Source organism: Arthrobacter sp. Leaf69, from assembly GCF_001422645.1.
Lineage (GTDB): Bacteria > Actinomycetota > Actinomycetes > Actinomycetales > Micrococcaceae > Arthrobacter.
This window is the reverse complement of record NZ_LMLR01000001.1, coordinates 596,626-611,018: the sequence shown is the minus strand read 5'-3', so window position 1 is coordinate 611,018 and position 14,393 is coordinate 596,626. Positions and strand designations below refer to the sequence as shown.

16 protein-coding genes are annotated in these 14,393 nt (G+C 67.2%); 8 read left to right on the top strand and 8 right to left on the bottom strand.

Annotated features, from left to right (window positions below; translation table 11 throughout):
* Positions 1–50: 50 nt before the first annotated feature.
* The 3 genes from ASE96_RS02860 to ASE96_RS02850 are packed head-to-tail and all read left to right on the top strand — an operon-like array spanning position 51 to position 3,281.
* The gene (locus ASE96_RS02860) at positions 51–1,334 is read left to right on the top strand and encodes a magnesium transporter MgtE N-terminal domain-containing protein (protein WP_056425646.1); all 1,284 of its coding nucleotides are present in this window, start codon (positions 51–53) and stop codon (positions 1,332–1,334) included.
* Positions 1,315–2,103, top strand: a complete 789-nt coding sequence (locus ASE96_RS02855; RefSeq protein WP_056425643.1) for a DUF1003 domain-containing protein — start codon at positions 1,315–1,317, stop codon at positions 2,101–2,103. The genes ASE96_RS02860 and ASE96_RS02855 overlap by 20 nt, the downstream gene beginning before the upstream one ends.
* A gap of 11 nt (positions 2,104–2,114) precedes the next feature.
* Positions 2,115–3,281, top strand: a complete 1,167-nt coding sequence (locus tag ASE96_RS02850) for an Mrp/NBP35 family ATP-binding protein (protein ID WP_056425641.1) — start codon at positions 2,115–2,117, stop codon at positions 3,279–3,281.
* Here ASE96_RS02850 and ASE96_RS02845 read toward each other — a convergent pair.
* From ASE96_RS02845 to sigE, 3 genes are all read right to left on the bottom strand, one after another.
* Positions 3,278–3,673 carry a hypothetical protein gene (locus ASE96_RS02845; protein WP_056425639.1) on the bottom strand — a complete coding sequence of 132 codons (396 nt, stop codon included), beginning with the start codon at positions 3,671–3,673 and terminating at the stop codon, positions 3,278–3,280. The two genes, ASE96_RS02850 and ASE96_RS02845, sit on opposite strands and share 4 nt — an antisense overlap.
* Positions 3,674–3,753: 80 nt before the next feature.
* Complete coding sequence (locus tag ASE96_RS02840; RefSeq protein ID WP_156367476.1) at positions 3,754–4,788, bottom strand: anti-sigma factor; 1,035 nt, start codon at positions 4,786–4,788, stop codon at positions 3,754–3,756.
* Between the two features lie 8 nt (positions 4,789–4,796).
* The gene (sigE, locus tag ASE96_RS02835; RefSeq protein ID WP_056425632.1) at positions 4,797–5,432 is read right to left on the bottom strand and encodes an RNA polymerase sigma factor SigE; all 636 of its coding nucleotides are present in this window, start codon (positions 5,430–5,432) and stop codon (positions 4,797–4,799) included.
* A gap of 298 nt (positions 5,433–5,730) precedes the next feature.
* Here sigE and ASE96_RS02830 point away from each other — a divergent pair, with 298 nt between their 5' ends.
* Positions 5,731–6,363, top strand: a complete 633-nt coding sequence (locus ASE96_RS02830; RefSeq protein ID WP_056425630.1) for an O-methyltransferase — start codon at positions 5,731–5,733, stop codon at positions 6,361–6,363.
* 120 nt (positions 6,364–6,483) lie between these two features.
* Here ASE96_RS02830 and ASE96_RS18715 read toward each other — a convergent pair whose 3' ends face one another.
* The 4 genes from ASE96_RS18715 to ASE96_RS02815 form a co-directional block, all read right to left on the bottom strand.
* Positions 6,484–6,651: a DUF3117 domain-containing protein gene (locus ASE96_RS18715; RefSeq protein ID WP_082492535.1), complete on the bottom strand. Its 168-nt coding sequence runs from the start codon at positions 6,649–6,651 to the stop codon at positions 6,484–6,486.
* A 244-nt stretch (positions 6,652–6,895) separates the two neighbouring features.
* The gene (locus ASE96_RS02825) at positions 6,896–8,215 is read right to left on the bottom strand and encodes a glycosyltransferase family 39 protein (protein WP_056425627.1); all 1,320 of its coding nucleotides are present in this window, start codon (positions 8,213–8,215) and stop codon (positions 6,896–6,898) included.
* A 59-nt stretch (positions 8,216–8,274) separates the two neighbouring features.
* A complete protein-coding gene (locus tag ASE96_RS02820; RefSeq protein WP_056425624.1) occupies positions 8,275–8,637 on the bottom strand; it encodes a DivIVA domain-containing protein in 363 nt (120 codons plus the stop codon).
* A 43-nt stretch (positions 8,638–8,680) separates the two neighbouring features.
* Positions 8,681–9,640, bottom strand: a complete 960-nt coding sequence (locus tag ASE96_RS02815; protein ID WP_442853875.1) for a TIGR00730 family Rossman fold protein — start codon at positions 9,638–9,640, stop codon at positions 8,681–8,683.
* Between the two features lie 199 nt (positions 9,641–9,839).
* Between ASE96_RS02815 and ASE96_RS02810 the strand changes: the two genes are divergently transcribed.
* The 4 genes from ASE96_RS02810 (at position 9,840) to ASE96_RS02795 (ending at position 13,122) form a co-directional block, all read left to right on the top strand.
* Positions 9,840–10,595 carry an amino acid ABC transporter ATP-binding protein gene (locus tag ASE96_RS02810; RefSeq protein ID WP_056425621.1) on the top strand — a complete coding sequence of 252 codons (756 nt, stop codon included), beginning with the start codon at positions 9,840–9,842 and terminating at the stop codon, positions 10,593–10,595.
* A 69-nt stretch (positions 10,596–10,664) separates the two neighbouring features.
* The gene (locus ASE96_RS02805; RefSeq protein ID WP_056425617.1) at positions 10,665–11,543 is read left to right on the top strand and encodes a glutamate ABC transporter substrate-binding protein; all 879 of its coding nucleotides are present in this window, start codon (positions 10,665–10,667) and stop codon (positions 11,541–11,543) included.
* A gap of 98 nt (positions 11,544–11,641) precedes the next feature.
* Positions 11,642–12,292, top strand: a complete 651-nt coding sequence (locus ASE96_RS02800; protein WP_056425615.1) for an amino acid ABC transporter permease — start codon at positions 11,642–11,644, stop codon at positions 12,290–12,292.
* Positions 12,289–13,122 carry an amino acid ABC transporter permease gene (locus ASE96_RS02795; RefSeq protein WP_056425613.1) on the top strand — a complete coding sequence of 278 codons (834 nt, stop codon included), beginning with the start codon at positions 12,289–12,291 and terminating at the stop codon, positions 13,120–13,122. Before ASE96_RS02800 ends, ASE96_RS02795 begins: the two co-directional genes overlap by 4 nt.
* 93 nt (positions 13,123–13,215) lie before the next feature.
* On the opposite strand, the gene dapE is transcribed toward ASE96_RS02795, so the two are convergent.
* Positions 13,216–14,340, bottom strand: a complete 1,125-nt coding sequence (gene dapE, locus ASE96_RS02790; protein ID WP_056425611.1) for a succinyl-diaminopimelate desuccinylase — start codon at positions 14,338–14,340, stop codon at positions 13,216–13,218.
* Positions 14,341–14,393: the final 53 nt, after the last annotated feature.

Sequence of the window (14,393 nt, the reverse complement as noted above, 5' to 3'; positions counted from 1 at the left end):
CACTGGCTGCAAATTCAGCTAAAAGAGAGCGGACTCGGTAGCCTGTACAGGTGAGCACAAATCTTTCGCGGGTGTTTGTCGCGCGCCTCCTCGGACTCGACGTCTTCGACCCACTGGGCGACCGTCTGGGCCGGCTGCGCGATGTCGTTGTGCTCTCCCGCGGCACCCGGGGCGCCCCGCACGTGGTGGGCATCGTCGTCGAGGTTCCCGGGAAGAAGCGGGTCTTCGTGCCGATGACCCGGATCACCTCGATCGACCAGACGCAGGTCATCTGCACCGGGCTGGTGAACCTGCGGCGCTTCGAACAACGCGGCGCCGAAACCCTGGTGGTGGCCGAAATGTTCGACCGCCGCGTCACCCTCGCCGACGGCAGCGGGGACGCCACGATCGAGGACATCGCGATGGACAAGCACCGCTCCGGCGACTGGTTTGTCAGCAAGCTCTTCGTCCGCCGCGGACACTCCCTCTCACCGCTGAGCAGGCTGCGCCGCAACGAGACCCTGATCATTGACTGGGCCGACGCGCAGCAGGGCGCCCGCACCGAGCCCCAGGCCGCCACCGCGTTCGTCGCGACCCACGAGGACCTGAAGCCTGCCGACTTCGCCGAGGCCCTGCAGGAGATGAGCGACAAGCGCCGCTTCGAGGTGGCCAGCGAACTCCAGGACGAACGGCTGGCCGACGTCCTGCAGGAGATGCCCGAAGGCGACCAGGTGGAGATCCTCTCCGCCCTCGACGTGAACCGCGCCGCGGACGTGCTCGAGGAGATGGACCCGGACGACGCCGCCGACCTTCTCGCCGAACTCCCCAGCGCCCAGGCCGAAGAGTTGCTCCAGCTGATGGAACCCGAAGGTGCCGAGGACGTCCGCCGGCTGCTCGAATACGACGAGGACACCGCCGGCGGCCTGATGACGCCGGTTCCGGTCATCCTGCCCCCGGAGGCCACCGTGGCCGAAGCCCTCGCGCACGTCCGCCGCGAGGAGCTCTCCCCTGCCCTGGCCTCGTCGATCTTCATTGCCCGGCCGCCGCTGGAGACCCCCACGGGCCGTTTCCTCGGCGTCGTCCACATCCAGCAACTGCTGCGCTTCCCGCCGCCCGAACCGCTGGGCAACCTCGTGGACAAGACCCTGGAACCGGTGTCCGACCAGGCCCACATCAGCGAGGTGGCCCGCACGCTGGCCACCTACAACCTCAACTCGCTCCCCGTCGTCAACAGCGACGGTCGGCTTGTGGGGGCGGTGACTGTTGACGATGTGCTGGATCATCTGCTGCCCGATGACTGGCGCGCCCACGAGGACGATGTCCCGATAAGGAAGCTTGGAGGCCGCATTGGCTGATAACAGCGCACCACGGAACCCCCACGTCCGGACGGGCAGCAAATCGTCCAAGGGAAGCCTCGATACCCCATTGAGCGGCCGGCAGCGGATCCTGCCGAAGTTCTCCCCCAACCCGGACGCGTTCGGCCAGACCACGGAAGGCTTTGCCCGTTTTATGGGCACGCCGCAGTTCCTGGTCTACATGACGGTGTTCGTCGTGATCTGGCTGGCGTGGAACACGTTTGCCCCGGAGGACTGGCAGTTCGATTCCCGGGCCCTCGGTTTCACCCTGCTGACCCTGATGCTCTCGCTGCAGGCCTCGTACGCGGCTCCCCTGTTGCTCCTGGCCCAGAACCGGCAGGACGACCGTGACCGCGTCTCCCTGGAGCAGGACCGCCAGCGCGCCGAGCGGAACCTCTCCGACACCGAGTACCTCACCCGGGAACTCGCGTCGCTGCGGATCGCCCTGCGGGAAGTCGCCACCCGCGATTACGTCCGGGCCGAACTCCGCAGCCTGCTGGAGGACATGCTGGAGGCGCAGGAGGAACTGCGCACCCATGACCCCTCGGCCGGCGCGCACGAGTCGCCGCGGGACAAGGTCAAGGAAAAGCTGAAGGAACGGCGCGACAAGCAGCGCAGCCCCCGCACCCAGCAAATCCCCCGGGTCAAGGCCGACGGCAGGAACGAGCCCAGAACCAGCAAGCGAGCCACCACGACGCCGGACACGCTTCGAGGCGGCTCGCCGGACACCGCCGGAGCCCCGGCACACCCTGCTTCCCCCGAGAGCTGAGCATTCACCGCATGAACCCCACCCAGGACAACAGCCTCCAGGACACCTCCCCGGCCACTTCCGTGGAGCAGGCAGTCCACGCCGCACTGGCCACCGTGATCGACCCCGAACTCCGCCGTCCCATCACCGAGCTGGGCATGGTGGACACGGTGGAGGTCTCCGACGGCGGCCGGGTGCGGCTGGCGGTGCTCCTGACCATTGCCGGCTGCCCCCTGCGCGGCACCATCACCGCTGACTGCGAGGCCGCGCTGGCCGCCGTACCCGGAGTAACCGGCGTCGACGTCGAACTGAAGGTCATGACACAGGAGCAGCGCGACGCCCTCAAGGAACAGCTCCGCGGCCCGGGCGGGCAGCGCGGGATCCCGTTCAACGAACCCGGCTCGCTGACCAAGGTGTATGCGGTCGCGAGCGGCAAGGGCGGGGTGGGCAAGTCCTCCGTGACGGTGAACCTCGCCTGCGCGCTGGCCGCCCAGGGGCTGCGCGTGGGAATCGTGGACGCGGACGTCTACGGCTTCTCCGTCCCGGCGCTGATGGGCATCACCCAGGCCCCCACCCGGGTGGACGACATGATCCTGCCGCCGGTGGCCTACGGCGTCAAAGTCATCTCCATCGGTATGTTCGTCACCGGCAACCAGCCGGTCGCCTGGCGCGGGCCCATGTTGCACAGGGCCCTGGAGCAGTTCCTCACGGACGTCTACTTCGGCGACCTCGACGCGCTCTTCCTGGACCTTCCGCCCGGAACCGGAGACATCGCCATCTCCGTGGCGCAGCTCCTGCCGAAAGCGCAGATCCTGGTGGTGACCACGCCGCAGGCTGCTGCCGCGGACGTGGCCGAGCGGGCGGGAGCCATCGCGACCCAGACTGGCCAGAGCGTCGCCGGGGTCGTGGAAAACATGTCCTACCTGGAAATGCCCGACGGCGGCCGGATGGAGCTGTTCGGCAGCGGCGGCGGCGCTGTGCTGGCCGAACGGCTGTCCGCCACGGTGGGAACCGACGTTCCGCTGCTGGGACAGATCCCGCTGGACATCCTGCTGCGGGAGGGTGGCGACGCCGGGGTTCCCCTGGTGCTGGGCCGTCCCGAGACGCCGTCCGCTGTGGCGCTACTGGACATCGCGGGGAAGCTCTCCGCGGCCCCGCGCGGGCTGAGCGGACTGTCCCTGGGCCTGCAGCCGCGCTAGGTAGCTTCCGAGTCGAAGGGTGCGGGCTCGCCGTCCCCGAGGCGCTCCATCACGCGGGCCGGACGGCGGTCCGCGGCCGCGGAGGCTGCAGCCACGGTGGCTGCGGCGGCCGGGGCGCCGGTGCTGACCGGCTTGGTGTCATCGTCCAGCAGCGCTTCCTTGATGATCCTGCGCGGATCGTACTGCCGGGGATCGTATTTCTTCCAGTCGACATCATCGATATCGATGCCGACTTCATCCTTGATCTGCTCCCGCGCCCCGGACGCCATCCGGCGGACTTCCTTGACGATGTTGGCAAGTTTCTGGGTGTATTCGGGCAGCCTGCTTGGACCAATCACCAGAAGTCCGATGATCAGCAGAAGTAAGAACTCCGGTCCATTGATTCCAAGCACTGTAGGAAGATTACCCTCTCAATTGGAGCTGGGACGATTCGGCCCTGACACACGGTGCATGGCCCCGGCAGAACCGCCGGTCACGGGGCCAGCAGCTCCAGAATCCTGCCCAGGCCGCGCTCCAGCCGGGCGGTGACGTTGTGCCCGGCGCCGGTCCCCGCCCCGTCTCCGCCGGCCGCACCCGGCGACAGGGTGCCGGCGCGCACCAATGCGGCCAGGCCGTCGTCGGCCTGCTCCGCTGCCTGGTCCGAGACGTAGGTGAACGTGGCATCGCCGGACTCGTAGATGGCCGCGAAGGGGGAAGCATGGTTGACCCACAGGACCCCGCCGGCCGGAACCGTCTCGGTGGTAAAGCCATCCGACGCCGCCGACCGGCCCGTGAGCACATTGACCGGCGCCTGCGGGGAAGAATGCGACACATCGCCCGGCGTAGCGGACCGCGCGGGCCGGCTGCCGTGCTGTTCGAGGATGATCGCGAAATGCCGGCCGTCGGTGAGGCGCAGTTCCACAATGTTGACGCCGGCCAGCACCCCGCCCCGGGCCCAGACCAGGTGATAGCCGAGTTCACGGAGCTCGGGGCACGTCCAGCCCTCGGAGCGCAGCGTGGAGAGCTGCGCCGCAGTGAGGGCTCCGTCCGGGGTGAAATCCGGTTCGCCGGTGAGGCTCCAGCCGGCGGGCGGCCCCGCCGCGGCGTCGGCGGCGGCCGGCGCGGAGGCTGAGAGGTCCCGCTGCAGGAAAACTGAGGCCGGCGTTCCGCCGGCCAGCGGGGCGGGCTCGCCGCCCATCAGGTAGGCCGATCCTCCGAGCAGGGCCGCTGCGGCCACGGCGCTGCCGGCGACCAGCACGGCAGGCCGGATTGCCGGACGAAAGCCGCGGGCAGCAGGTACGTCGGCGGACAGTCGGTACGTCGCAGGCTGCCCGTTTCGGGCCAGTTCCTCGGTGCGAGCCAGCAGTCGCGCCGTCAGGTCATCGCTGGCCATGGGGACTTCAGCACCCCGCAGCCGCTCCAGGTACTCACGCTCCCGGCGCAGCCGCAGCCGGCATTCCGCACACGATTCCACGTGCTGGCGCCGCCTGTCATGGCCGCGGCGCAACAGTCGTTTCAGCAGACGCATCGCCTGGTTCAGAGGAGACCGGCGATGCGCGGCATCTTGAGCCGCGGCTTCAGCGAGGTCTTGGCAGACTGCTGCGGCCGCGGGTCGCGGTGCGCCAGCTTCTCCCGCAGCATGGTCCGTCCGCGGTGGATCCTGGAGCGGACAGTCCCGAGCTTGATGCCCAGGGCGACGGCCACCTCGTCGTAGGACAGCCCCTCGAGGTCGCAGAGCACGACGGCGGCGCGGAAGTCCGGGGGCAGCTCTTCCAGGGCGGCCTGGACATCGACGTCAAGGTTGTTGAATTCAAAACTCTGTTCCGGCCCGGGTTCGCGTCCGGGCAGGCGGGATTCGGCGTCTTCTGCCAGCGCGTCAAAGCGGATTCGGCTCTTACGCCGGGCCTGGTCCAGGAAGAGGTTGGTGGTGATCCGGTGCAGCCAGCCGTCCAGGGTGCCGGGCTTGAAGTTCTCGAGCGAGCGGAACACGCGGACGAACACTTCCTGGGTGAGGTCCTCGGCGTCGTACTTGTTGCCGGTGAGCCGGTACGCGAGGCGGTACACCTTCGCGGAGTGGTTGGTCACCACTTCCTCCCAGGTGGGCCGGACCCATTCCCCTTCCGCCGCAGGCAGGGACTCTTCAGTTGCAGGGACAGCTGCCACTACCGACATTGTCCGCTCCCCTCGTGGATGGTGCTTACGCCGTGGACGGTGCTTGCGGGCGCAAGCTCCTTCACCCTAGATTCGACGCCGATCACCACGCGGATGAGCGGATCTCCATCATTTCAACATAAGCTGGGAATTTCCTGACGCCGGGCCTCCTTCCGCCCACGGCGGAACTGGAAGCCGGTCCGGCGCTGTGCCGCCGTGCCCGCCATCCCGGCCCGCAGCGGGGGCGCCTCCCGGCCGGTCAGCACCTGACACAGTACGCTGGACTAAACAATCCCCTGCCGCCCAGAAAGCGAATTCCATGAGCGCCGATAAGTCCACGAGCTGGTCCTACGCAGAAGATCTGCCTGCCGAGGATGAGGTTCTGTTGCACGCGCGCGAACGGTCCTTCGAACTGGGCGTCACCCCGGTCGGCCCGGGCGTCGGGGCCGTCCTGACCGTCTTGGCCGCGTCGTCCAAAGCCCAGACCGCGGTTGAAATCGGCACGGGCGCGGGCGTCTCCGGCGTCTGCATCCTGCGCGGCCTGGGTCCTCACGCCGTACTGACCACCATCGACGTCGACGTCGAGCACCTGAAAGCCGCACGCGAGGCGTTCCAGGAGGCCGGCAGCCCGGCCAACCGCACGCGGACCATTTCCGGCCGTGCCCGCGACGTCCTCCCACGGCTGACGGACGGCGCCTATGACCTGGTGTTCATTGACGCGGACAAACCGAATTACCCGGGCTACGTGGAACAGGCCGTCCGCCTGCTCAAGTCCGGCGGCCTGCTGATCGTCAACGATGCCCTGGACCAGGACCGCGTCGCCAACCCGGCCGCACGCGAGGCCACCACCGTCGTCCTGCGCCAAGTGGGCAGGTCCATCCGCGAAGACGACCGCCTCGCATCGGCCATGCTGCCCACCGGCGACGGCCTGCTGGTAGCCGTTAAAAAGTAACCTTCATGAGGTCCCGGCCCCGGCAGCGCAATAAAGAGCACCGGGAAGATGAAGAAAAGCAACGGGAACAGGATGGTCACGGGCAGCTTCATGGCCCTTCTGTCCAAGAGTGCCGTGCAGTTACTCGGTAACGCCGACGAGGCATTCCTTCAAGTTGGTGGCTTCCGCAGTGTTCAGCTCGACCACAAGCCGCCCGCCGCCCTCGAGCGGGACGCGCATGATCAAGCTGCGCCCTTCTTTGGTAACTTCCATCGGGCCGTCGCCGGTGCGTGGTTTCATAGCCGCCATAAGGAATATCCCCTCCATTAGTCCAGTGACATACCAGCCCGGCCGGGCTGCGTCCGCTTAGTCAATCAAGCTGCCCGGAGGCCGTGATGAAAGCCATCAGGGCCATAAACTCAGTTTGCTTCTTGTCCTTGCTTACCATCTATTATCGCGTAACAACGCGACTGTAGCTAATCGTTGGACTTTCCGACGCGCCGCGTCCTGATCCCACCGATGCTGCTCCGGCAGCCGCGAAAGGTGCCGCGCGTCACGGCGGATAGTCCCCTCCGCCGGGCAGCGGAGCCCAGGCCCACAACCAGACGATCCAGACGATCTGAAGCAGCAGGAACATCACCACCACCGTGCTGCGGTACGCGCGGGACCGGGAGACGAGTGCCGCGCTGAGGGCCAGCGGGAAGAGCGGGAGCAGCATCCGGAAGGTGCTTGTCTGCGGGTGGAGGAAGAGCAGCAGGTAGCCCATGTAGCAGGCGCACCAGAGCCGCAACTCCGTGCCCAGCGCCCGCACCGGGCGGCACGTCATGAACAAGGTGAACAGTGACACGAAGACAAAGGGCGCCAGCAGTCCCAGCACCGGGCCGAAGAGCAGGACGCCGGTGTCGAACCAGGGTTTGAACGGCACCAGGTCGTGGCCGCGCCAGACGGTTTCCGTTTTGGTGTAGGCCTGGATATCACCGGTTACGGCCCAGGCGATGGCCGGCCACATGAGGGCGCCGATACCGCTGACCGCGGTCAACCCGGCCAAGGACCAGAGCTGGGGGCCGCTGTGCGGCACGGTGCTGGACGTCCCGGTCCCGGACGGCCTGGCGCCCCGGACGCCGAAGCCCTCCGCGACTGACGGTCCGCGGGCCGCCGAGTAGTACTGCCACGCCCGGTGGAGGAACAGCAGCCCCACCATCGCCGCGAAAGGCACGCCCGTGGGCCGGGACAGGCACATCAGCACCACGACGGGCATGGCCAGCAGGTACCGCCGATCCACCACCAGGAGCAGGGCGGCTGCCAGCAGGAGCAGATTCAGCGACTCGGCGTACGGTACCTGCAGTACGGGAGAGACCGGAAAGGTGGCGACGAACACCGTTGCCCAGAGCGCTGTGCGGTGCGATGCCTTGCGCCGGAACAGGCTGTAGATGGCCAGGGCCGCTCCCAGCCCCGCCACCAGGGCGATGAGCGTCAGCGCGGCCGCCGGCGGCATCCCGGTCAGCCCCGCGACCACCCGGCCCAGCATGGGGAAGAGCGCGTAGAAGGCCCAGGCGTTCTCCTGCACGTTGCCCGCGTCGTCGGTGGGGAGGACCTCCGGGTAGCCGTTCTGCAGGGCTTCCCCGTACCAGCGTGCGTCCCAGATATTGACGAAGGACCAATAGTCCGGTTTGGCGGGGAACCAGGGGTTGACGCCCTGGTGCAGGGCGGCGGCCATGAAGATGCAGGCGCTGACGAACCGCGCGGCGACATAGAGTCCGCCCACCTGGACCCACCAGGGCCAGCGTGCCACCCGGGCGCCGGCTGCTGCGATGACGCTCCATGCTGCCGCGGTCGGGTCCGGCCCGCCGCGCCCGCGGGCAGGGCGTGCCACCGGACCACGGTGTGGCCGCGGCTCCGCCTCAGGCGCCTCCGGACGGGCGTGGTCACCACTCACGGAGCCTGCTCGGGCTTGTGCCGGGGGCGTCCAGTGGCGGTACCCAGCTCCGCGATCTGCCGGTCCTTGGCCGCGAGCTGGTCCCGCAACTCGTCCAGCACCTGGTCCACCTGGTCCATCCGGTAGCCCCGCAGGCCCACGGCGAAACGGAGGCGGTCGACGTCGGACGGTTCTGCCTCGGCCGGCAGCAGCACAGGCGGGAGGTTCGCGACCGGCTGGTCGAAGCCGTCATCGAAGGCGCGGAGTCCGCCGTCGTCCGCCCCGCGGCGGCCACGGAAGACTTTCGAGGGCCGGCCGGCACCGAGGAAAAAGGCGGCGCCAACCAGCGCAATCGCAAGGAAAACCAGGAAGAAGCTCACTCCCCCATCGTGCCAGACGACGGCGGGTCCGGCCGGTGGCGTGTCAGCCCCGCGTGCCGGGGTTTCCGTTGGCGGTCCCATTGGTGGACCCGTTGCCGGTGCTGCTGCCGTTGGGGTTCCGGTGCCGGGCGGCGCCTTCCACCACCAGCTCCACGGCGAGCGCGGGATCGTCCACCACCTGCAGCAGGTCCAGATCCTCCTCGGACATCATGCCCTCGGAGACAAGCGTGTTCTGGATCCATTCCACCATCGGGCTCCAGAACGCCGTCCCGAGCAGGACGATCGGGAAGGAGGTCACCTTCCGGGTCTGGACGAGGACCATCGCTTCGAAGAGCTCATCCAGGGTTCCGAGGCCGCCCGGCAGCACGATGAACCCCTGGGCGTACTTCACGAACATCGTCTTGCGGGCGAAGAAGTACCTGAAGTTGATCCCGAGGTCCACCCACTGGTTCATCCCCTGCTCGAAGGGCAGTTCGATGCCGAGGCCCACTGACACCCCGTTGCCCTGGACTGCGCCCTTGTTGGCGGCCTCCATCGAGCCCGGGCCCCCGCCCGTGATGACGGCGAGGCCGGCTTCGGCGAGCTGCCGCCCCACCTCGACGGCGAGTTCATAGTTCAGGCTGCCGGGCACGGTCCGTGCCGAGCCGAAGACGCTCACCGCCGGGCCCAGGTCGGCCAGCGCGCCAAACCCTTCAACGAACTCGCTCTGGATCCTCAGGACCCGCCACGGATCCGTGTGGACAAACTGGCCCGGCCCCTTGGTGTCCAGCAGCGTCCGGTCAGACATCGTGACTCTGGCCGCCTTGCGCCGCAGCTCAAGGGGCCCCTTGTGCCGGATGCCGGCCGGGGGCGGCGTGTCGCGGGGTTCGCCGGAGGCCTTGCCAGCGGGTTGCCCGGCTGTGGTGGCGGCTGGTTTTCCGGCTGGTTTTCCGGCTGGTTTTCCGGCTGCCGCCGAGGCCGGCTTTCCGGTTGGCGCGGACTGCGGGTCGGTACTCATGCCCACAGGTTAGCGCGGAAATCGGGCGGCGCCCGTCCGGCGCGGCCCGGGCGCCCGGGTGCCGCGGCCAGAACCTCCGGTGGGCACCGCAGGGTACCCGACGCCACATCAGACACTCTGACCTGCAGGTATCTCTTGAATCACGATCTCTAGGAAGTCGGAGTGATTGCGGTCATAAAGCCGCAATGTTCGCTAGATTCTTCTTATGACTACTCAAGTGCCCGGCGACGCGCTCGTCTCCCTGAACGCCGTCAATAAGCATTACGGCCAGTTGCACGTCCTGAAGGACATCAACCTGAATGTCCGCAAGGGCGAGGTTGTTGTCGTCATCGGACCGTCGGGTTCCGGCAAGTCGACACTTTGCCGGGCCATCAACCGCCTGGAAACGATCGACGACGGCGTCATCAAGATCGACGGCAAGGAACTGCCCGAAGAGGGCAAGGAACTCGCCAAACTGCGGGCCGACGTCGGGATGGTCTTCCAGTCATTCAACCTCTTCGCCCACAAGACGATCCTAGAGAACGTCACCCTCGGCCCCATCAAGGTCAAGGGTCTCTCGAAGACCGAAGCCGACAAGGACGCCATGGCGCTGCTGGAACGCGTCGGCGTCGGGCACCAGGCGCCCAAGCTGCCGGCGCAGCTCTCCGGCGGGCAGCAGCAGCGCGTGGCGATTGCCCGTGCCCTGGCCATGAAGCCGAAAGTCATGCTCTTCGATGAGCCCACCTCTGCCCTGGACCCGGAAATGATCAACGAAGTCCTCGACGTCATGATCCAGCTGGCGAAGGAAGGCATGACCATGATCGTGGTCACCCACGAGATGGGCTTCGCCCGCAAGGCCGCTGACCGCGTGATCTTCATGGACGCCGGCCAGATCGTCGAGGATGACACCCCCGAAGAGTTCTTCAACAACCCCAAGAGCAGCCGCGCCAAAGACTTCCTCTCCAAGCTGCTGACCCACTGATCCCTGACGAGTTCCCTCCGAGTTCGCACCCCGGCCGCCGCAAGGCGGCCGTCCAATGAAAGGAATGTCATGAAGGCATTTTTCCGAAGGAAATCCCTTCTGGTTGCCGCGTCCGCGGCGCTGGCGCTCAGCCTGAGCGCCTGCGGCGGCAGCAGCACCACGTCCAACCCGCCTGTGGCAGAGAAGCCGAGCTTCGCGGCCGACACCACCATGGCCAAGCTTTCATCTGCCGGCAAGATCGTCATCGGCACCAAGTTCGATCAGCCGCTGTTCGGCCAGAAAGGCCTCGACGGCAAGCCCGTCGGTTTCGACGTGGAAATCGGCAAGCTGATCGCCGCGAAGCTGGGCATCCCCGCTGACAAGATCGAGTGGGTGGAGACCGTCTCCGCCAACCGCGAGCAGTTCATCAAGCAGGGCAAGGTGGACATGATCGTCGCCACCTACACGATCAACGACAAGCGCAAGACCGAAGTCGACTTCGCCGGACCGTACTACGAGGCCGGCCAGGCGCTGATGGTCAACAAGGACAACACAACCATCACCAAGCCCGAGGACGTCAAGGGCAAAAACGTCTGCTCCGTGACCGGTTCCACCCCGGCCGCCACGATCGTCGAGAAGTACGGAGCAGTCCTCGTCCCGGCCGCCACTTACTCCGCTTGCCTTGAGCCGCTGCGCAACAAGCAGGTCGAAGCGATCACCACGGACAACGTCATCCTGGCCGGATTCGTGTCCAAGGAACCGGACGCCTTCAAGCTGGCCTCGGATCAGACCTTCACCAAGGAGCCCTACGGCATCGGCCTGAAGAAGGACGACACCGCGTTCCGCATGTGGATCAACGACCAGCTGGAAGCCTCCGACAAGGACGGTTCCTACAAGAAGGCCTGGGAAACCACTGCCGGAACGGTCATCAAGACCACTCCCGCACTTCCCACGATCGACCGCTACTAGGCAGGTGTGGCGGTTGCCGGGGCACGCGCCCGACGCGGCCCCGGCAACCGCCATTCCCATCCCCCGCACCACTCCCCTCAAGGCAGCCTAAGGAACCTATGGACGTCATCATTGATAACCTTCCCGCGTATGTGGATGGTTTTCTCAGAACCCTCTTCCTGTCCGTGGTCTCGGGGATCTTCGCACTAATTTTCGGCACCCTGCTCGCGGCAGCCCGCGTCTCGCCCGTCGCCGCCCTGCGCGGCTTCAGCATGACTTACGTGGAGATCGTCCGGAATACCCCGCTGACTATCGCATTCTTCTTCGCCGCCGTGGTCCTGCCCCGGCTTGGGGTGACGTTCCAACAGTTCGAGGTCGCCGCCATCATCGCCCTGAGCGCCTACACCTCGGCGTTCATCGCCGAAGCGGTGCGCTCCGGCGTCAACAGCGTCCCGGTCGGCCAGGCCGAGGCCGCCCGCAGCATCGGCATGAAGTTCAGCCAGGTCCTGACCCTCATCATCCTTCCGCAGGCGCTGCGCACGGTGATTCCGCCCATGATCAACATCCTGATCGCCCTCGTCAAGAACTCCTCGGTGGCCGGCGCCTTCTACGTGATGGAGCTCTTCGGCTACGGCCGCCAGCTCGCCAACGCCAACGGAGACGCCGTGCTGTGGGTCCTCGTCGGCGTCGCCTTCTTCTACCTGCTGATAACCGTCCCGCTTGGCTACATCGCCAACCTGGTTGAACGAAAGGTGGCGATCGCCCGATGAGCTCGGTCCTTTACGACGTCCCCGGCCCTAAGGCCCGCCGAGTCTCCCTGATCGGCTCCATCATCGGCGTCATCGCCATCGCCGGACTGCTCTGGTGGTCCATTTCCATCCTCGCCCAGCAGGGCATTTTCGAACCACAACGCTGGGCTGTCTTCCAGATTCCAGACGTCTGGGTGCTGATCGGCAACGGCATCGGCGCGACCCTCACCGCCGCCGCGGTCGCCGCGGTCATCGCCTTCCCGCTGGGCCTGGTGCTGTGCCTCATGCGCATCTCCGACGTCGCCTGGATCCGCATCCCCACCCGGATCGTGCTGGAATTCCTGCGCGGCATGCCCGTGGTCCTGATGATGTTCTTCGTGCTGCTGGTGTTCGCGACCGGATCCTTCGTCGCCGTCGTCGCCGGCCTGGTGCTGTACAACTCGGCGATCTTCGCCGAGATCATCCGCGCCGGCATCCAGTCCCTGCCCAAGGGCCAGCGTGAAGCAGGCCTCGCGATCGGCCTCACCAGCTTCGCGTCCCGGCGCAGCATCGAACTGCCGCAGGCGATCCGGCGCATGCTGCCCTCCCTCGTGGCGCAGCTTGTGGTCCTCCTGAAGGACACCTCGCTGGGCTACATCGTGTCCTACGAGGAACTGCTCCGCAAAGTGCAGATCATGGCCGACTTCCTGGGCCCGGACTACCTGTTCCCGGTGTTCTTCGTGGCGGCGGCGATCTACATCGCCATCAACTTCTCCGTCTCCCGGCTCGCGATCTGGATTGAGAAGCGCGGATCCAAGAAGGCCGCCGGCGGCGTGGTGCACGTCCCGGTCGCGGGGATCCCCGCCAAGTAGTTTCGCGCGAAGCAGTCCCGGCGCAGACCGCCCCGCACACAAAAAGGTCCGGAATCCCGCAAGGGCTTCCGGACCTTTTTACGTGCTCCGTGGTTACTCCGTGAGCCAGCTCCGCAGCGCCCGCAGGCAATCGCGGATCGCATCGGCGTCGACGTGTTCGTTGTCCTTGTGCGCCAGCAGGGCGTCGCCGGGCCCGAAGTTCACGGCCGGGATGCCCAGCTCGCTGAACCGCGCGACGTCGGTCCAGCCGTATTTCGGCTTCGGCGCGGCACCGACCGCAGCGACGAAGGACGCCGCAGCGGGGTGGGTCAGTCCGGGCCGGGCGCCGGCGGCGCTGTCGGTCCGGACGACGTCGAAGCCTTCCAGCAGTTCCCGCACGTGACGCTCCGCCTCATCCGGGGTCTTGTCCGGGGCGAACCGGTAGTTGATTTCCACGACGCACCGGTCCGGGATGACGTTGCCGGCGGTCCCGCCGTTGACCTTCACGGCGTTGAGGCTTTCCCGGTAGTCCAGGCCGTCCACGCTAATGGTCCGGGGCTCATACGCGGCAAGCCTGGCCAGGATCGGGGCGGCGGCATGAATCGCGTTGCTGCCCATCCAGGCGCGGGCGGAGTGCGCGGCTTCGCCGGTCGTTGTCGCTTCGAAGCGGATCGTGCCGTTGCAGCCGCCCTCCACCGTCCCGTTTGTAGGTTCAAGCAGGATCGCAAAGTCCCCGCCCAGGAGGCCGCCGTGGTTCCGGACGAGCCGGCCGAGTCCGCTCTTGACGGCCTCGACTTCCTCGTGGTCGTAAAAGACGAAGGTGATGTCCTTGTCCGGTTCCGCGCCGCCGTCGAACAGGCCCGCGGCCAGGGCCAGCTGGACCGCGACGCCGCCCTTCATGTCGGTGGCACCGCGGCCGTACAGTATCCCCTCGCCGGGGGCCCCCGACGGCCAGTAGGACGGGACGGTCCCCAGGGAGCCCTCGGTGGTGGGCAGCGGCACCGTGTCCAGGTGCCCGGCGAGGATGACACGCTCGGCGCGGCCAAGGTTGGTGCGGGCAATGATCGAGTCGCCGTCGCGGACCACTTCCAGCTGCGGAACGGAGCGGAGGGCATGCTCCACGGCGTCGGCCAACCGGCGCTCCTCCCCCGACACACTGAAAATGTCGATGATGTCCGCGGTCAGCAGGGCAACGTCCTGGCGCAGGTCCAGGCGGGCAGGGGCAGTATGCTCAGTCACCGTTCCACTGTATATGCCCGCCGGCCTGCCTCAACGGACTGACGCCTGCGGTC

Coding starts and splice junctions, on each gene's coding strand:
- ASE96_RS02830 (WP_056425630.1), top strand. CDS start 5,731: ATGAGCGCCGATAAGTCCACGAGCTGGTCCTACGCAGAAGATCTGCCT.
- ASE96_RS02795 (WP_056425613.1), top strand. CDS start 12,289: ATGAGCTCGGTCCTTTACGACGTCCCCGGCCCTAAGGCCCGCCGAGTC.
- ASE96_RS02810 (WP_056425621.1), top strand. CDS start 9,840: ATGACTACTCAAGTGCCCGGCGACGCGCTCGTCTCCCTGAACGCCGTC.
- ASE96_RS02800 (WP_056425615.1), top strand. CDS start 11,642: ATGGACGTCATCATTGATAACCTTCCCGCGTATGTGGATGGTTTTCTC.
- sigE (WP_056425632.1), bottom strand. CDS start 5,432: ATGTCGGTAGTGGCAGCTGTCCCTGCAACTGAAGAGTCCCTGCCTGCG.
- ASE96_RS18715 (WP_082492535.1), bottom strand. CDS start 6,651: ATGGCGGCTATGAAACCACGCACCGGCGACGGCCCGATGGAAGTTACC.
- ASE96_RS02840 (WP_156367476.1), bottom strand. CDS start 4,788: ATGCGTCTGCTGAAACGACTGTTGCGCCGCGGCCATGACAGGCGGCGC.
- ASE96_RS02805 (WP_056425617.1), top strand. CDS start 10,665: ATGAAGGCATTTTTCCGAAGGAAATCCCTTCTGGTTGCCGCGTCCGCG.
- ASE96_RS02850 (WP_056425641.1), top strand. CDS start 2,115: ATGAACCCCACCCAGGACAACAGCCTCCAGGACACCTCCCCGGCCACT.